The organism is Shewanella gaetbuli, from assembly GCF_023284065.1.
GTDB lineage: Bacteria > Pseudomonadota > Gammaproteobacteria > Enterobacterales > Shewanellaceae > Shewanella > Shewanella gaetbuli.
This window is the reverse complement of record NZ_JAKIKP010000001.1, coordinates 177,106-194,238: the sequence shown is the minus strand read 5'-3', so window position 1 is coordinate 194,238 and position 17,133 is coordinate 177,106. Positions and strand designations below refer to the sequence as shown.

At 40.6% G+C, this 17,133-nt stretch carries 15 protein-coding genes; 10 read left to right on the top strand and 5 right to left on the bottom strand.

Annotation, left to right across the window (positions count from 1 at the left end):
* Positions 1-13: 13 nt before the first annotated feature.
* Entirely contained in the window at positions 14-352 is a 339-nt protein-coding gene (locus L2672_RS00830) for a P-II family nitrogen regulator (protein WP_248993934.1), read from the bottom strand.
* A 344-nt stretch (positions 353-696) separates the two neighbouring features.
* Positions 697-2,091, bottom strand: a complete 1,395-nt coding sequence (gene nrfA / locus L2672_RS00825; protein WP_248993933.1) for an ammonia-forming nitrite reductase cytochrome c552 subunit — start codon at positions 2,089-2,091, stop codon at positions 697-699.
* Positions 2,092-2,384: 293 nt separating this feature from the next.
* Between nrfA and narQ the strand changes: the two genes are divergently transcribed.
* Both narQ and L2672_RS00815 read left to right on the top strand, forming a co-directional pair.
* A complete protein-coding gene (gene narQ / locus L2672_RS00820) occupies positions 2,385-4,097 on the top strand; it encodes a nitrate/nitrite two-component system sensor histidine kinase NarQ (RefSeq protein WP_248993932.1) in 1,713 nt (570 codons plus the stop codon).
* A complete protein-coding gene (locus L2672_RS00815; RefSeq protein WP_248993931.1) occupies positions 4,090-4,719 on the top strand; it encodes a response regulator in 630 nt (209 codons plus the stop codon). Before narQ ends, L2672_RS00815 begins: the two co-directional genes overlap by 8 nt.
* Before the next feature lie 470 nt (positions 4,720-5,189).
* On the opposite strand, the gene L2672_RS00810 is transcribed toward L2672_RS00815, so the two are convergent.
* Positions 5,190-5,561 carry a YacL family protein gene (locus tag L2672_RS00810; protein ID WP_248993930.1) on the bottom strand — a complete coding sequence of 124 codons (372 nt, stop codon included), beginning with the start codon at positions 5,559-5,561 and terminating at the stop codon, positions 5,190-5,192.
* 154 nt (positions 5,562-5,715) lie between these two features.
* On the opposite strand from L2672_RS00810, the gene L2672_RS00805 reads away from it, so the two are divergent.
* The gene (locus L2672_RS00805) at positions 5,716-6,681 is read left to right on the top strand and encodes a zinc transporter ZntB (protein WP_248993929.1); all 966 of its coding nucleotides are present in this window, start codon (positions 5,716-5,718) and stop codon (positions 6,679-6,681) included.
* Between the two features lie 56 nt (positions 6,682-6,737).
* On the opposite strand, the gene fkpA is transcribed toward L2672_RS00805, so the two are convergent.
* Positions 6,738-7,487: an FKBP-type peptidyl-prolyl cis-trans isomerase gene (gene fkpA, locus L2672_RS00800; RefSeq protein ID WP_248993928.1), complete on the bottom strand. Its 750-nt coding sequence runs from the start codon at positions 7,485-7,487 to the stop codon at positions 6,738-6,740.
* A 155-nt stretch (positions 7,488-7,642) separates the two neighbouring features.
* On the opposite strand from fkpA, the gene L2672_RS00795 reads away from it, so the two are divergent.
* From L2672_RS00795 to pepN, 5 genes are all read left to right on the top strand, one after another.
* On the top strand, positions 7,643-8,593 hold the full coding sequence (locus L2672_RS00795) for a WD40 repeat domain-containing protein (protein ID WP_248993927.1): 951 nt from the start codon (positions 7,643-7,645) through the stop codon (positions 8,591-8,593).
* 20 nt (positions 8,594-8,613) lie between these two features.
* The gene (locus L2672_RS00790) at positions 8,614-8,826 is read left to right on the top strand and encodes a SlyX family protein (protein ID WP_248993926.1); all 213 of its coding nucleotides are present in this window, start codon (positions 8,614-8,616) and stop codon (positions 8,824-8,826) included.
* A gap of 109 nt (positions 8,827-8,935) precedes the next feature.
* Positions 8,936-10,327: a COG3014 family protein gene (locus tag L2672_RS00785; protein WP_248993925.1), complete on the top strand. Its 1,392-nt coding sequence runs from the start codon at positions 8,936-8,938 to the stop codon at positions 10,325-10,327.
* Between the two features lie 27 nt (positions 10,328-10,354).
* Complete coding sequence (gene lpoB, locus L2672_RS00780; RefSeq protein ID WP_248993924.1) at positions 10,355-10,948, top strand: penicillin-binding protein activator LpoB; 594 nt, start codon at positions 10,355-10,357, stop codon at positions 10,946-10,948.
* 184 nt (positions 10,949-11,132) lie between these two features.
* Entirely contained in the window at positions 11,133-13,784 is a 2,652-nt protein-coding gene (gene pepN / locus L2672_RS00775; protein ID WP_420833111.1) for an aminopeptidase N, read from the top strand.
* 35 nt (positions 13,785-13,819) lie between these two features.
* On the opposite strand, the gene L2672_RS00770 is transcribed toward pepN, so the two are convergent.
* The gene (locus L2672_RS00770; protein WP_248993923.1) at positions 13,820-14,935 is read right to left on the bottom strand and encodes an endonuclease/exonuclease/phosphatase family protein; all 1,116 of its coding nucleotides are present in this window, start codon (positions 14,933-14,935) and stop codon (positions 13,820-13,822) included.
* 210 nt (positions 14,936-15,145) lie between these two features.
* Here L2672_RS00770 and L2672_RS00765 point away from each other — a divergent pair, with 210 nt between their 5' ends.
* Positions 15,146-16,519 (top strand): DUF4397 domain-containing protein, encoded by a 1,374-nt coding sequence (locus L2672_RS00765; RefSeq protein ID WP_248993922.1) that lies wholly within the window; start codon positions 15,146-15,148, stop codon positions 16,517-16,519.
* Positions 16,520-16,655: 136 nt separating this feature from the next.
* Complete coding sequence (locus L2672_RS00760; RefSeq protein ID WP_248993921.1) at positions 16,656-17,123, top strand: CIA30 family protein; 468 nt, start codon at positions 16,656-16,658, stop codon at positions 17,121-17,123.
* Positions 17,124-17,133 lie beyond the last annotated feature (10 nt).

Here is a 17,133-nt window from a genome sequence, read left to right as displayed (position 1 = left end):
TATTTTATTCCCCTTATAGTGCTTCGTTATCTACTTCACCCGTACGAATACGGATTGCTTGCTCTAACGCAGTGACAAATATTTTTCCGTCACCAATTTTGCCGGTATGTGCTGCTGAAGTAATTGCTTCAATCAGCATGTCTAAGTTTTCTTCTTTAGTGGCGATTTCAAGTTTTACTTTAGGTAAGAAATCCACTTGATATTCAGCGCCACGATATAGCTCTGTATGCCCTTTTTGACGACCAAAGCCTTTAACTTCAGTAACTGTCATCCCTTCGATACCCATTCCAGCAATTGCTTCACGGACATCATCTAACTTAAATGGTTTGATGATTGCGCTGACGAGTTTCATCTCGACCTCCAAAGATTAAAAAAGTGAACTTGTTATATATTTGTTGTAACTATAGATTCAATCATCAGGCCAGTTTTGCAACCCATTGTTATTTAACAGGTTAAGTTTTAATGGTAAGTATTTACCTAGACAATGAGCACTAATTTGGTGCGGCTTAAAACGACACCGCCCGATCTTGGTGCGGTATTTGAGATTTTATGAGCAATGATGGAACAACGGACTGTGGGGCCAATAAAATAACTAAAACGACAACCTAGTCATTTTTTAAGCCCATAAAAAAACCCTCTTGCGAGGGTTTTTAATGTTCAACTAAAACGTTAGTTTATTAAATTAAGCCGACTGACTTATTTATAGGTTGCTTCACGCTTTTTAGCTTCTTCCTGCCACTTAGGTACAAGATTTTTCTTGAACGCTTCTTTATCTGCATTCATTTTTTTCATGTCCATACCTAAAGCCGCTTGCGCTTTTGCTTTGGTTGACACATCTGGGTAAGCAATCGGTTGTTTAACGCCTTTAGCAGCCAGTAATTGTGCTAGCTTAATACGTGCATCAGCCGCTTTATCAACAGACGTACCTAGAATACGTAATGCTTCGTCAGCAGCATGAGCCGCAACACCATGTGAAGCCGTTGCATAATCCCAACGCCATTGTGAATGACGAATATCCATTAAGATTGGCTTCATTTCAGCTTCAGTAGCACCGGCATCCCAAGCTGCTTTAGCTTCAAAGTGTGCTTTCACTAATTGTTTTTCAGCACTGGCTTTTAGCTCGCCCACTTTTTTGTAGCGCTCTTTGGTTAAATTAACCATGAACTCTTTGCTTTGGTTATGACAAGTTGCACATGTCTCTTCAAAGCGATCAAATGGGTTACCCACTTTGTGGTCAGTAAACTTACCTTTACCACTGGCTTTAGCCACTTTAGGCATATGACAGTCAGTACAGGTAACATTGTTTTTACCGTGAACACCTAGTTTCCACGTTTCATAACCAGGATGTTGTGCTTTAAGCATAGGAGTTTTAGATACGGCATGAGTCCAATCAGAGAACTCCATGTTGTCATAGTAAACTTCCATTTGCTCAACTGTGGTGCCCATATCCCATGGGAACTTCACAAAGCCTTTGCGATCATCTGTTTTCTCGAAGTAGTACTCTACGTGACACTGGCCACAAACCATTGACTGCTTGTCTTTACGAGAGGCTTTATCAAACGGTGTACCAATTGCTTCCATTGCACGTGCAGCAAATGGACGAGACATACGTAATTTAGCTGAACCTTTTTCATGACAATCGGCACAGCCAATGGTGTTTACAATTTCAGCACCGCCTTTTGCCCACTTACCTTTGAAGTAACCATCTTCACCTTGTTCTTCAATAACACGGGGGACATCAGGACTTTTACAACTCCAACACGCCATAGGCATAGGGCCATCTTCAGCATTAGTCGGCGCACCGGTACGTAATGTGTTAACCACATCCGTTACGGCATACATATGACCACGTGGTGCATTATAATCTTTAGCAAATCCATAACCCGCCCATAAAACAACTAGACTAGGTACTTCTTCAAGCATATCAACAATTTCTTTGCTTTCAGCGGTATCGTGCCAAGTTTCATATTGAGCAGAAAACTTATCTTTATAGACTTCATTGCGAGGTTCAGTTTTATCACTGGCAGTGACACCAGTAGCGATAAAACTCGCTGCAATAACAGCACTTAGTACTGTTGTTTTTAACTTCATCTTCATCACCTTTCACTCCGTGTTACTTTATAATCAATTTATAGCCACGTTTCTTTCTACCCAAAAATAACGAGTAAAACCTAGATAAAGAATACCTCTTTAGGAGTATAACAAAAGAAGTTTGCGCCAGATCAAAATGTAAACGTGTTGTATGTCACATATTTTCTTTTTTGTTAAAAAGCGAATTAGCTTCATCCACAAAAAACCCGTATTTTTCAAGTGTTCTTCACTGTTTTAAAATGTAAAACATGGCAGAATACATCAAAACAATTTACAGCATAAATGAGGCATAAATGTTAAAGCGAGGTAGCCTAACTTCCACAATATTAGGTTTAATGTTAGTCCTAATTTTGCTTTCTTCCAGTTTAGCGTTATATGCAATTGTGAATTTATCGTTCAGCTTAGGAGATGCCCGTGCTATCAATGCGTCTGGCTCTCTCAGGATGCAAAGCTACCGGTTGTTATTAATTTCTAATTCAGGCAGCCAACGCGTTAATGAGCGTATAAAGGAATTTGAAAACACTCTAAATGCTAAAGTGCTTAAAAACTCATTAGCTTGGTACACCCCTGAAGATCTATCTAAACAGTACTTGTTGGTCGTCGAAAAATGGCAAACGATGAAAAGCTATGCTGAAACCGGTAACACTCGTCTTTATAGTAATGCCCTAAAAGACTTTGTTGATACCATTGATATTTTAGTACTCGAAATAGAGCAATTTGCCGCATTCAAGTTAAAGGTATTAGTATTAAGCCAAGTCGTCGGATTAACATTAATGCTTATAGTAGCAGGCATTGCAGTCATCTTTACCCGACGACGCGTGGTAAAACCTCTCACTTTGTTGATGGATAGGGCCATCACTATTTCTCAAGGTGATTTTAATGTTGAAATGCCTAAAACGGAGTACATTGAGCTCACGGCATTAAGTAATGCGCTGAAAAAAACTGCCGCTGAATTGTCGACTTTATATGAAGACTTAGAGGGTCAAGTATCTCAAAAAACTCATGCTTTAACTCGTGCAAATAATGAACTTAATTTTCTCTATGATAATTTGATCATGCTGCATTCTGACAGGCTAGATTACAAGGCATTAAAATCTGCTTTAAATCAGCTTCAAGACTATGAGAACTTAGATTACTTACGCTTAGTGATTGAACACGAAGATCACTCTCAAGACATTATCGAGTCTCAACAAGGCTGGCCAGAGTCCACTATGAACAGCGTTAAGTTTCCACTACAACTAGAACAGGTTTGCCAAGGCTATTTAGAGGTTATTTCTAAAACAGAGCTTAATAATCCATTGTTTAATAATTTTGCCGTCATGTTAGCAAGGTCAATTGCCATTCATAATGCGACCGAACAACGTCAACAGCTTGCTCTAATGGAAGAACGCGCAGTTATTGCCAGAGAACTACATGATTCATTAGGCCAATTACTGTCATTCTTGAAAATTCAAGTCAGCTTATTACGTAAGAAGCTACCTGACTGTTGTAAAAATGAAGAGGTTGAAACTCAGATTATTGAAATTAACGACGGGGTTAGCTTCGCCTACGTGCAATTGCGAGAGTTATTATCAACATTTAGGTTGACCATTAAAGAACCGAACCTCAATCATGCTATGGAAGTCATGTTAGAACAGTTAAGAGTCCAAACTGACACGAAGCTCATTCTGAATTACAATTTGTCAGCTCACTTACTTGAAGCTAAACAGCATATACATGTTTTACAATTAACTCGAGAAGCAACATTAAATGCGATTAAGCACGCAAACGCTAGCCAGATCGTGATAGATTGTTATCTTACTCCTACAGAAATCATCAATATTACTATTTCTGATGACGGTGTAGGTGTTAAGCATTTAAAAGAGCGAGATCAACACTTTGGTATAGGCATCATGCATGAACGTGCCAACAAATTAAATGGACAGCTGTCATTTAGCGATAACAGTAATGGCGGCACAACAGTTACTCTTAGTTTTCCACCACAGCAGGAGCCTTTAAATGGGTAAGCCATATTCAGTACTCGTTGTCGACGACCATCCTCTACTTCGTCGTGGTATTTGCCAACTTATTACTTCAGACGGTGATTTCACCCTTTTTGGTGAAGTAGGCACAGGCTTAGATGCACTCACCGCATTAAATGAAAATGAGCCAGACATTGTCTTATTAGACTTAAATATGAAAGGCATGTCAGGGTTAGATACCTTAAATGCCATGCGTCAAGAGGGAGTTACAGCCCGTATCGTAATTCTAACCGTATCTGACGCCAAACAAGATGTTGTTCGCTTACTAAGAGCGGGTGCTGATGGCTACCTGCTTAAAGATACTGAGCCGGAGTTACTGTTAGAGCAGCTGAAAAAAGCCATTTCTGGACATAGGGTCATAAGTAAAGAAGTTGAAGAATATCTTTATGAATTAAAAAATGTCACCGATGACAATGAATGGATAGAAAGCTTAACCCCACGAGAGCTTCAAATCTTGCAAGAATTAGCTGAGGGTAAGAGTAATAGAGTGATCTCAGAAGATCTTCACATCAGTGAAGGGACTGTAAAAGTACATGTGAAAAATTTATTACGCAAAGCCAATGCCAAATCAAGAACCGAGATGGCGGTCAGATACTTAAATCAATAATACCTGTTGGCTGGAATGCCTTACCCGCATTCCAGCCATGCTAAAAAGTAACGTCATTCCAGCAATGCTAAAAAGTAACGTCATTCCAGCAATGCTAAAAAGTAACATCATTCCAGCCATGCTAAAAAGTAACGTCATTCCGGCAATGCTATAAGTAACATCATTCCAGCCATGCTATAAGTAACGTCAATCCAGCCATGCTATAAGTAACGTCAATCCAGCCATGCTATAAGTAACGTCAATCCAGCCATACTATAAATAACGTCAATCCAGCCATGCTATAAGTAACGTCATTCCAGCCATGCTATAAGTAACGTCAATCCAGCCATGCTATAAGTAACGTCAATCCAGCCATGCTATAAGTAACGTCAATCCAGCCATGCTATAAGTAACGTCAATCCAGCCATACTATAAATAACGTCATTCCGGCAATGCTTCTGGGCCGGAATCTACTCTTTTCCCCTAAACCATCACTTTTCTTGAATAAACACCAACCAGCTTTGTAAGGCTTTTTCAAAATCCTCTAAGCCACAATAGGCTTCTGACTCAAGATCATACAAAGCCATGCCCTCTTCAACTTCATAATCTTCTTCAAAATCAATGGCATTAACAAAAATACGAACTTGTTCAGTATCCATATCTAAGGTGAGATCATTACCCACACTTCGCCAATGATTCGTTTTAGCTAACTTAAGACTCGAAATAACGGCCAAAATAGACTGACCACGCTCTACATCATTAGCTAACTCTTCGGTAAACCAACGACCAAATACTTCATGATCCATACTAAAAGTGGCAAATACCGTCCCTTCAAAACGATTGCGACGAAACTCATATTCCATTGTCTTATGCTCTAAATTGCAATTTATCCGTTCATTTTAAACCAAAATGATCTCATTTGCTGTATCACGATATACAATACTGATAGGGAATATCGTGGATTTATCATAAAGTAAACCACAAAATGACAATTGTCTCATTCGCAAGGAAAACCTCATGAGCAAAGGATTTATCTACAGTTTACTGCTGACCGGTCCGAACAAAGGAAAAAGCTTAACACCTCAAGAGCTCGCAGATTGGCAGCCAGAACAGGGGTTACTTTGGGTTCACCTAAAATACAAATCAACCGATGCAAGGCAGTGGTTAGCAACTCAAGGTTTAGAAAAGGTAGAACGAGACACTCTATTAGCAACCGATACTCGCCCACGTGCTGTTCATTCTAATAATGGGATTTTATTAACCCTTCGAGGGGTTAACTTAAACCCTAACTCCGACCCTGAAGACATGGTCTCTATTCGAATTTATGCTGAAGAACATCGTATTATTTCCACTTGCGAGCGCCAACTACACTCAGTGACTGATATTGCACAGCAGATCCAAGAGGGTAAAGGCCCAGCAGACAGCGCAGGATTTATATTGGCAGTGACTGAATTACTGACATTAAGGCAAGTTGATTATATTCATAAAATTGAAGAAAACTTAGACGAGCTAGAAGAGAGGGTCGTTACTTCAGCAGACAAATCATTGCGAGTTGATATTGCAGAGTTACGCAGACAAACCGTGGTGTTTCGACGCTACCTTGCTCCCCAACGAGAAGCATTCAGCAAAACCTTACATGAAAATAGCTTGTTACTAGACCAGCAAGATAAAATTCGTTTGCGTGAGATTCAAGAAAACCTAATTCGAGTCATTGAAGATTTAGATGCCATTAAAGATCGCGCAGGTGTCACCCAAGAAGAGTTATTGTCTAAACAGTCTGAACAAGTTAACCAACGCTTATATTTTTTATCGTTAATTTCTGCGGTGTTTTTACCATTAGGTTTTTTGACAGGCTTATTAGGGGTCAATATTGCCGGTATTCCTGGTGCAGAAACCTCGTGGGCATTCGCGGCTTTTTGTGTCGGTTTATTAGCGCTTATTGCGTTACAGATGTACTTATTTTATCGCTTCAAATGGATATGAATATCCCCAATAAAAAAGGCGCATAATGCGCCTTTTTTTGAACCGTCATCAAATGATTATTCAGCGGCTTCTACTGCAGCAGCCTTTTCAATTGATAGTAATTCAACTTCAAATACTAACGTTGAATTTGCAGGAATAGTTCCCGTATCGCGGTCACCGTAAGCTAACTCAGAAGGGATAACAAACTTGTACTTAGCGCCAACAGGCATTAATTGAACGCCTTCAGTCCAACCAGGGATAACACGATTTAATGGGAATTTAGCTGGCTCGCCACGGGCGTATGAGCTATCAAATTCAGTGCCGTCAGTTAATGTGCCACGGTAATGAACTTCAACCGTATCTTCTGCCGCTGGCTTGTCGCCTTCACCCGCAGTTAATACTTCATATTGTAAGCCAGACTCAGTCGTTACCACGCCTTCTTTAGCTTTGTTTTCGTCTAAGAACTTTTGACCTTCAGCTACCGCTTTAGCCGCTAACGCTTCAGCTTGCTCTAAACGCTTGTCGTTTAGTTTTTTGTCTAAGCCTTGTAAAACAGTTTGCATTTCTTCTTCAGTCAGCTCTGTAGTATCACCTAAACCGTCGGTGAAACCTTGAATAATTAAAGCACGGTCAACTGCAAAACCCAGTTCTTCTTGTTCTTTAATATGGCCAGACATGTACTTACCGATAGAAGCACCAACACTGTATGCCTCTTTTTGAACTTCTGATGTTAGCTCAACTTTCTTAGCAACAGCTTGCTCTTGATTACACGCAGAAAGACCAACAACGGCCAGTGCGACTAACGATAATTTATAAATTGATTTCATTAAAGCTTCCTCAGGATCCCTTAGTGGTTACAATATGCTTCTAACTGTCAGTTGTCAGACAATTAGGCTAATGTTAATAAGCCACTTTATACTAACTGTTTATGATATACCATTAGGTTCAACTCTATATGGACAACTTTTCAAGGAGCAAGTTCATGATAAAAGTGCTTATGCTGATTTTTTGCTCTATTTGCCTTTTTTCTTGTCAACCTAAAGCAGATAAAATCACCGTACTCACTACGGATGCAAGCTATAGCGCGACGTTATCACAAGACGGTCAGTTAGCCTTAATCAGCACCGCCAACAATGGTGTCCAGCTGTGGTCGCTTGAGCACCATGAAATACGCTACCAATGGATACATGGTAATGAAAATAACAGTAATGTATTCGATACCGCCATTTCCAATAACAACCTATTTGCCGCAACACTTTCACATGACTCAATTGCAATTTGGGATATTAACAGCGGGGAGTCTATTGGTTGGTGGTCATTACCCTCTTACGCTCAAAGTGTGGCGATTGCCAATAATAGCCACACCCTTATTGGTTTAGCCGATGGCTCAGTGATGTCTTTATTACCCGATAAAGGACTGATTCAGTTTTTGGGCCACACTGAAAAAGTCAATAGTGTCGCAATATCTGATGACGGCAAAGTTGCCCTAAGTGGTGACAACAATGGCCAAGTAAAGTTATGGCATGCGCAAACAGGGCAACCTATCCATAGCTGGCAATTAAACTCTCGGATCACCAAAGTTGCTTTAAGCGACGACGGACAGTACAGTTTTGCAGGGGATATCACTGGCAACGGCTTTATTTGGTTATCAACTAGTGGTGAAAAATTTAGCCAGCTAAAAATAAATCGTCGCCAAATGACATTCACGGCCAGTCGATTTGTAAACAATAATCAGCAATTATTAACCGGTACCCCTTCTAAAGAAGTTTTTTTATGGCAAGTCAATTCTGGTGAGCGCTTAAAACGATGGCAAGTAAACGTCACCAAAAACAGCCAAAACCGTGGCGCTGTAGTATACTCTGTTGCCCAGCCCACCTTGAGCAACGTAAGTAGTGTGAGCAGCCAAGGATTAATAGAGTCTTGGGATCTATAACCGTATATTTAGAGGTATCAATGGAACAACTGTTGAATAAAATTGATGATTTAGAAACCAAAATTTCATTTCAAGAATTAACCCTAGAAGAATTAAATCAGCAAGTGATTGCATTGAATGATCTTGTTGCGCGTCAACAACATCAAATAATGTTAATGGTCAATAAACTACAAGCGATAGAGCCAAGCAACATGGCATCTCAAGCAGAAGAAACTCCACCACCGCATTATTAATAAAAACCTTATGCAAACTTGTTGGGATTACGTTAATAGTTCAAGATAAGGCTCTTAACTAAACAAGCTCAACTAACATAATATTTTGCTACCCAGTGGTGACAATACAATGACATGGAACACATTGCCTCATATCAGTAAGTTGTTTAGCAGTCTTGTACTGTGTATGTCATTGTCTGGTTGTGCTTTTAATAGCATATTCATTAATTACCCTTCGCAAATAGCCCCTTATAAGCAGCAATTAAATAGTCCTACAGCACAACTCAACCTCACTGAAATAGCCAATGAAATAGACTCCAATGACGGCCTACTTTACGCACAAGAGTCAGGTCGAATGGCACAAATAAATGGTGATTTCACCCAAAGCAAAACTTACTTTGACCAAGCCATAGAGGCATACCAAGCCTTTGATGACAAAGCGAAAGTGAGTATCACCGACATGAGTGCTCAAGCAAGTAGCTTAGTGTTAAATGACAATGCCATTCCCTACCGAGGTCCAGGCTACGAACGCATTATGCTTCATCAGTATCAAGCATTTAATTATCTGTTTTCTGGTGATGCTCAAGGGGCATTAGTTGAAGTGAGGCGCAGTAACGAATTGCAAAGTAGTGAGCAAGAACGCTACCAAAAGTCACAAAAATCCGTTCAAGCCATGGCCAATGGCACTGTTGATGCCGAAATAGATAAGTTAGGTAAGACAACAGGTTCAGTCAGTAGCTCATTTTTAAATGCCTATAGCTATTACACCACAGGGTTATTATATGAGTTATTAGGCGAACCCAATGATGCATTTATTGACTACCGTAAAGCTGCCCAAATCACCCCAGACAACCCTTATTTACAAAAAGATTTAGTCCGCTTAGCTAAGCAATTGTCGATGCCGCAATATAATGAATTTAAACGTAAATGGGGTGAGGCTGTATTACCTAAAAAAGACCAAGGTCAGGTAGTAATGATTATCGAAAAAGGCTTTGCCATCGAAAAGCAAAGTTTAACGGTACCTTTTACCATTGACGGCAATTGGCAAACCGTTTCTTTAGCCACATATCCACAAAGGCTCAATAATGTGCCACCAATCCAGATACAAGGGCTTGGCACGGTTCTTAAAGCGCAGCCTCTGGCCAATATTGATGCTTTAGCCGTTAATGCCTTAAAAGAAGATTTACCGGCTGCATTGGTAAGGCAAGCATTACGAACCTACGCCAAAGCTGAAATGGCGCAAAGCGTGCGCAGTGAGTCAAAACGTAGGCGCGATCAAATTGATGCAGGTGCTATTGCTATGCAGCTTTTTAACGTTATAACGGAACAAGCCGATAGGCGAAGTTGGTTAACCTTGCCTAGCCAAGTACAGATTGCACGCCAATATGTTAATGCTGGAACTTACAATATCAGCTTAGAAAATAGACAAAATACTTCAATTGACGTTAAAAATAACAAAACAACTTTAATTTGGATTATAGATACTGGTAATCGTACCCGTTTTTATTCAATAATCCTCTAATTGCACCATCAACTAATGGAATTGATTATGAAACCAATGAAACTAATATTTATTCTAACGGCCGTACTGGGGCTATCAGCATGTCAATCCAAAGTCGAATATGGCGATGCGACTGAGGTTGAAACCGTTAATGAGAACTTTGGTTCAACCGACTTACAGGCTATTTCTGCTAAAATGGTTGATAGCATGCTAACTTTCCCTCCTGTTGTGGCCATGACTCAAAACGATCGCCCGATTATTTTTGTCGATAAAATTAAAAATAAAACTTCAGAACATATCGATACAGAATCAATTACTGACACCATTAGTAATAAACTTTTGCGCTCAGGTAAATTCCGTTTTATTGATATGACAAGAGTTGATGCCGTTCGTAAACAGCTAGATTATCAAAACAATGCAGGTATGGTAGACCCATCGACCGCAATTAAGTTTGGCCGTCAAGTTGGCGCTCAGTACATGCTGTATGGCAACTTATCTAGTATTGTGAAGCAAGATGGCAGTACTAAAGATGTTTACTATAAAATGACCATGCGCTTAATGGATTTAGAAACAGGATTACTTGAGTGGTCTGAAGAAAAAGAGATTCGCAAAAGTAAGTCAAAATCGTTTTTAGGTCTGTAACTTAATTGCCATTAACGTTAAGCCGACATTCTTGTCGGCTTTTTGTATTGTACTACTATACCCATCACGATAAATAAGTGAGTAAAAATAGCGTAGGAAAAATGCTTGAGAACAAGGCAGATTTTTCGATAAGCAGTTATTTATTAACGATTGGTATTATTTAATATTGTTAGGGAAAACTGCTGTGAAGTTGTTGCAAAGCTTATTAGTCTCATTAGCCGGTCTATGTTTAGTGTCAGGGAGCATTTCTGGGTGCTCAAGTACTCCATCATCTCAAGCGACTCAACGAGATAACTCACCCTATATTAGCCAATACCAAGCGAATGCACGTGCAAGCGTGATCACTAATGTTGATTACCAATTAAGCTTTTACTTATCTCAGCAAAGTCTATTTCGAGCCAAGTCAGTGGTAAATTTTGATCTTACAGGCAAAACCGACCACTTCACCCTCGACTTAAATCAAGCCAATATCCACTCAATGCTGATTAATGGCAGTAAAATTTACCCTAACTACAACGGCAGTTATATCACCATTAACCCTGCCTTACTTAACTCTGGCCGAAATACCATTGAAGTTGAGTTTTCCCGTCAGCACAGCACCAATGGCGAAGGGCTTCATCGATTTGTCGACCCAGTAGACGGCCAAGTTTATCTTTATTCTCATTTTGAGCCTGCAGCGGCGCAGCAAATGTTTGCCGTATTTGACCAACCCGATATCAAAGCCACTTATCAACTCAATGTATATGCCCCCAAAGACTGGCAGGTGATCAGCGCCATGCGCGAAAGCCAAATCACGCCGATGGGTGACGAAAACTTATGGGTATTTCCACAATCACCAAAGTTAAGTCCCTATAATTTTTCACTGCATGCCGGGCCATACCATGTTTGGGAAGACAACAGCGGCCCTTACCCAATGCGACTTTTTTCACGCCAATCGGTGAGTCAGCAAGTCACACCAGAGGATTGGTTTACCTACACTAAGCAAGGTTTAGTTTTCTTTGAGCGCTATTTTGGGGTGCCATATCCGTTCGCCAAATATGACCAAGTATTAGTGCCGGACTTTCTGTACGGCGCGATGGAAAATGCCGCAGCCATTACCTACTCTGAAGACAGATTTTTATTCGATGCCGCTATGACCGCATCGCAAAAAGAGCGCCTAGCTGGCGTCATTATGCATGAAATGGCTCACCAATGGTTTGGTAACCTTGTGACCATGAAGTGGTGGAATGGCTTATGGTTAAACGAAAGTTTTGCCGCCTTTATGGGCACAGAAGCCACCGCTAAAGCCACTGAATTTACTCATGCTTGGCGTACTTTTTATGCCTCAGGCAAACAACGAGCCTATGAACTTGACTCGTTAGTCACCACTCACCCCATTGAAGTCCCAGTGGCTACCACCCAAAATGCATTTGATAATATTGACGCTATTACCTATCAAAAAGGCGCATCGACATTACGCCAATTACAACACTTGCTAGGCGCAGAAACCTTTCGACAAGGGGTGAAAAATTACCTTACCCAATATCGTTATCAAAATGCTCAACTTGAAGACTTTATCAATAGCTTAGCCCAAACCAGCCAGCGAGATCTTAAACAGTGGACTCAAGAATGGTTATATCAAGCCGGGGTCAATAGTATCCAAGCTCAGTACCAATGTGACAACGACCGCATTACCGAGTTTGCTATCATTCAACATGCGGTCAATGAAGATTACCCCACCCTTCGTGAGCAAAAAGTGAAAGTCGGCTTATTTTATCAACGCCCATATAGTGTCGAAAAACAAAAGTCAGCTATTGTCACCTATAAAGGCGCTAAAACAGAAGTTAGCGAGTTAGTGGGCGCTAACTGCCCTGACTTAGTTTACCCCAACCTAGATGATTGGGGCTTTGTAAAAGTCGACCTGGATCAACGCTCAATGGATACTGCAAAACAAGCATTAAACAAAGTACATGACCCATTATTACGTTCAATGTTATGGCAAAGTATTTGGGACAGTGTGGTACAAGGCAAAGCCCCTATTAATGACTTTATTAATGTTGCATTAATTAACGCGCCTTTAGAACAAGATTACACCATTTTAGGGCAAGTAATAGGCAACCTTCACCGCGCTCAAAAAGTACTTAATTTAATGCAACCCAACCACAAAGAATACAGCGAAAAAGTCAGCCGAGCACTCAGCCAAATGAGCTTACGAATGGCTATGGAGCAACATCAAAATAGTGATTTTCAACGCCGTTGGTTTGATGCGTATGTCAGTTTTTCCTCTCAAGCTGATGCTCTATTCCACTTACAGCAATTATTAATCGGTAAAAGTACCATTAAAGGGCTCACCCTAGATCAAGATTTACGCTGGAATATTATCAAGCAGCTTAATAGACATGACTATGCAAATGCCTATGAGTTATTACAAGATGAGAAATTAGGTGACAGTTCAGATGCTGGTGAAAAATCAGCAATTGCAGCAGAAGTGATTCGCCCACAGGCACAGCTTAAACGCCAATGGTTAAATACGATTGAGTTTGATCAATCAATACCGTTTTCTAAACTGCGTGTTGCAATGAATAACCTCTACCCTTCAGAGCAAACCTTACTGAATTTAGCAACTGCAGAACAACGTTTGAGCCGCTTGAGTGAGCTGGATAATAAAGGCCCTGTATTTATGCGAGCCTATACCAAGGCGCTTCTGCCGCAAGCCTGTAGCCAAGACAATATTGACTTACTTGATGAAGTATTAAACAGACAAACAGGGCTATCAAAACTCACCCGCCGAGCACTGTTAGAAACAAGACAACATGAGTACCGCTGCCTGAAGATAAAAGCCAAGGTTGAAGGTTAAAAAATTAATAATGCCCTAGGTAGCCTGATATTCGGCTACCTCACCTTAAAGGTCATCATAACAGGAGCGTGATCAGTACTATCACTATCTCGTTCATAATCAGGGCGAACTAAATGTCGGTCAAAGGTTTGATACTGCTCAATATGGGCTAAGTTTGCCAACTGTTTAGGGTCAAACTCACTCGACACTAAAATGTAATCTAACACCGACCCTTCGCTACCATAATAATGGGTGGCTGGTCTTACTGTTGGCGGCATTATTTCGCTATCACAAACCGAATCAAATTCATCAGCCGCTAAAGTATGGTTAGATTTTTTAGTGGCTTTATACAGCTCATAACTATCAAAAATTAAACATTGATTAAGCTGAGCAAGTAATGCTTTCTCGTTTAACATCGCCAAATTTTGATCGGTAATATCGCTACGATAAACCCTTAAACTTTGATGAAATGCTGCCAGTAAGTCACTGTGAAGTTGGTCATTAAAGTCGCCCATCAGTAGAAATGGATTGCCGCTTTTAAAACGCCTTTGCAGCATCTGATGGCAAAGCAAACTGGCTTCATTCCCCCTTTGTAAACTCGACGCCCAACGCCCTAAAACTTGCCTAGACACAAAATCTGCAGCCCCAGTAGTTCCTGTATCAGTTAAGTCATCAACTGTAAAACCACTGCGCTTAGACTTTAAATGAATAACATAACAGTCACATAAGCCAAATTGAGGTAAATTAACCGTCACTCTAAGAGGCTGGCGACTAAAATCAAATTGGCTTAACCCTAATGCATCACAGACTTGAGCATCGGCTTGTACATTTGCGATATCGGTAATGGGATATTTAGAGGCTAAGGCCACAACTGGGTGGCGATAAATAAAGTCGTCTTCCACTTCGGGATGGTCTAACACCGCAAAATAAGGATATCCTGCTGCCTGAGTTAGTGCTGTTAATTCATCAGGGCTGAACACTTCTTGAAAGCCCACAATATCAGGCTGATTATCGGTTAAAAATGCCGTTATCCAAGCACACTTTTTTTGCCATTGTTTAGCCGTATAAATGTTTTCAAAGTCATAAAAGGCATTGGGTGGTGCCATAAAATTAAACAAGTTTATTGTGGCTACACGGTACTCTTTTTGGCTGTTCAGTGGAGTTGATATCAAAATTTTCAGCTACAAAGTTTCATAATAACTGCATCATAGGTCTTATTGGCCAAACTCTCAACTACACATTTTTAAAAATTAAATCTATTAAAAACAAAGCCATAATGTTTAATCACTACTTTTTTGCAACAAAGTGACTTTTTTTTTGAACTATAAAAAAAATCTCGCCGTATAGAAATCCGTCACATTACTCAATGAGGAATAACTCAAATGAAACGGATGTATCCTATTTTATTAAGCGTATCATTACTTGGTTTAACAGCCTGTTCAGACGATGACGACAACACTGTTATAGAAGACACGCCTGTCGTTGAAGCCGAAACATCACATGTGCGGGTGATTCATTTTGGCAGCGATGCTCCAGCAGTTAATGTTATGGCTAATGGTGCTGAGTTGTTAAACGGTGTTGATTACGCGATGTCGAGTGGTTTATTAGAAGTATCATCAGCCACTTATGATATTGATGTAGATGCAATACTCCCTGATGGTTCTACCACAACCGTATTAGAAGCAGAGTTAATGGCTGCGGATATGATGGAATACACCGCTGTCGCACTGGGTAGTGTCGCCGATGAAAATTTAATGCTTAAACTGGTCGAAAACGCCCAAGCAGATATTGCCAGCGGCTATGCCAGAGTCCAAGTATTACATGCAACTCCCTCGGTTGGTTTAGTCGATGTTTATGTTACTGCGCCTGATGCTGACATTAGCTCAATATCACCCACTTTATCGGCAAACTATATGGATGCAAGTCCACAGCTTGAATTAGCCGTCGGAGATTATCAAATTCGCATTACCGCTGCAGGTATGAAAGATGTGGTCTACGATTCAGGCTCTGTCACTTTAGAAGACATGCAAGATTACTTCATTAGTGCAATCCCAAATACTTGGTCAGGAATGTCGCCAGTGGCGTTACATATTGCACTGCCTGAAGGACAAGTCATCGTCAATGATGTCAACAGCGGTAGTGATCTTCGTGTCGTTCATGCTGTAGCAGACGCTCCAGCAGTAGATGTGTTCTTAGATGACGCTACCTCACCTGCCGTTGATATGTTGGAATTTGGCAAAATTGCAGGTTATGTTAATGTTCCCGAAGGTGACCATACTGTTACTGTGGCAGCTGACGCTGACAACAGCGTAGTCGTCATTGACAAAGCACCAGTAGAGTTAATGATTGGTATGAGCTATAGCGCATTAGCAGTAGGTTCATTAACCGAAAACATGATTGAGCCATTGGTACTGATGGAAAACACTCGTCGTGTTGCCACTGAAGCCAAACTCACTGTCACTCACGCAGCTTATTCAGCTCCTGAAGTTGATATTTACCTCACCGCTTCTGCTGATATTAGTGAAGCAACTCCAGCACTTGAAGATGTTCCATTTAAAGCATCATCTGGCAGCATCAGTGTAGCACCAGGTACTTACACCATAAGTGTAACGGTTGCTAACACGAAAACAGTGGCTATTGGTCCATTAGAAGTGACTTTAGATGCTTCTGGCGTTTATGGTGTGGCAGCGGTTGACAACATGGGAGGCGGGGCACCATTTGGTGTGATCCTGTTAGATGACTTCACCGTAATGTAGTTTTAGTTACACAGCTCAGGTTTATCCGCTAGAACGGCTATTTCATCACCTTAGCCACCTTTGCGACTTATCATCCGCTGGTAAGTCGCTTTTTTTATCCAAAGTGCTAGTAATCGCTAAAATAAGGAACCAGCAGATGAATTTAACTCAATCCAGCCACTTTGTGATTAACAATGACACGGTAATGGGCGGGTTCTCATCCAGTCGCATTGATCATAAAAAAGATCATGTTATCTTCTCAGGCGTAGTGTCATTAGAGAATAATGGCGGCTTTGCATCGGTTCAATGTGATATTCCATCACCAACAAAAGTGGTTAATCAATGCATCATTAAAGTTAACGGTGATGGCAAACGTTATCAACTCAGATTAAAAACCGCCCAACTTAAATATGGTGAAGCTTATGTGGCTGAATTTAGTACCTTGGCAGGGCAAGTAACCGAGCACATATTTATTGCCAGCGACTTTCAACTCAGCTTTCGTGGACGTGACATCAACACAGGGCCTGAACTACAATTTAGTGATGTTGAAAAAGTAGGCTGGTTAATCGCTAACAAACAGCAGGGAAATTTTAATATTTCACTATACTCAATAGAGTTTGCATAACCCTCCAAAG

Bases quoted from the DNA above. Each gene is read 5' to 3' on its own strand.
- L2672_RS00790 (WP_248993926.1), top strand. From the start codon at position 8,614: ATGGAACAACTGTTGAATAAAATTGATGATTTAGAAACCAAAATTTCA.
- L2672_RS00795 (WP_248993927.1), top strand. From the start codon at position 7,643: ATGATAAAAGTGCTTATGCTGATTTTTTGCTCTATTTGCCTTTTTTCT.
- L2672_RS00785 (WP_248993925.1), top strand. From the start codon at position 8,936: ATGACATGGAACACATTGCCTCATATCAGTAAGTTGTTTAGCAGTCTT.
- fkpA (WP_248993928.1), bottom strand. From the start codon at position 7,487: ATGAAATCAATTTATAAATTATCGTTAGTCGCACTGGCCGTTGTTGGT.
- lpoB (WP_248993924.1), top strand. From the start codon at position 10,355: ATGAAACCAATGAAACTAATATTTATTCTAACGGCCGTACTGGGGCTA.
- L2672_RS00765 (WP_248993922.1), top strand. From the start codon at position 15,146: ATGAAACGGATGTATCCTATTTTATTAAGCGTATCATTACTTGGTTTA.
- L2672_RS00830 (WP_248993934.1), bottom strand. From the start codon at position 352: ATGAAACTCGTCAGCGCAATCATCAAACCATTTAAGTTAGATGATGTC.
- L2672_RS00810 (WP_248993930.1), bottom strand. From the start codon at position 5,561: ATGGAATATGAGTTTCGTCGCAATCGTTTTGAAGGGACGGTATTTGCC.
- L2672_RS00805 (WP_248993929.1), top strand. From the start codon at position 5,716: ATGAGCAAAGGATTTATCTACAGTTTACTGCTGACCGGTCCGAACAAA.
- L2672_RS00760 (WP_248993921.1), top strand. From the start codon at position 16,656: ATGAATTTAACTCAATCCAGCCACTTTGTGATTAACAATGACACGGTA.
- narQ (WP_248993932.1), top strand. From the start codon at position 2,385: ATGTTAAAGCGAGGTAGCCTAACTTCCACAATATTAGGTTTAATGTTA.
- nrfA (WP_248993933.1), bottom strand. From the start codon at position 2,091: ATGAAGTTAAAAACAACAGTACTAAGTGCTGTTATTGCAGCGAGTTTT.
- L2672_RS00815 (WP_248993931.1), top strand. From the start codon at position 4,090: ATGGGTAAGCCATATTCAGTACTCGTTGTCGACGACCATCCTCTACTT.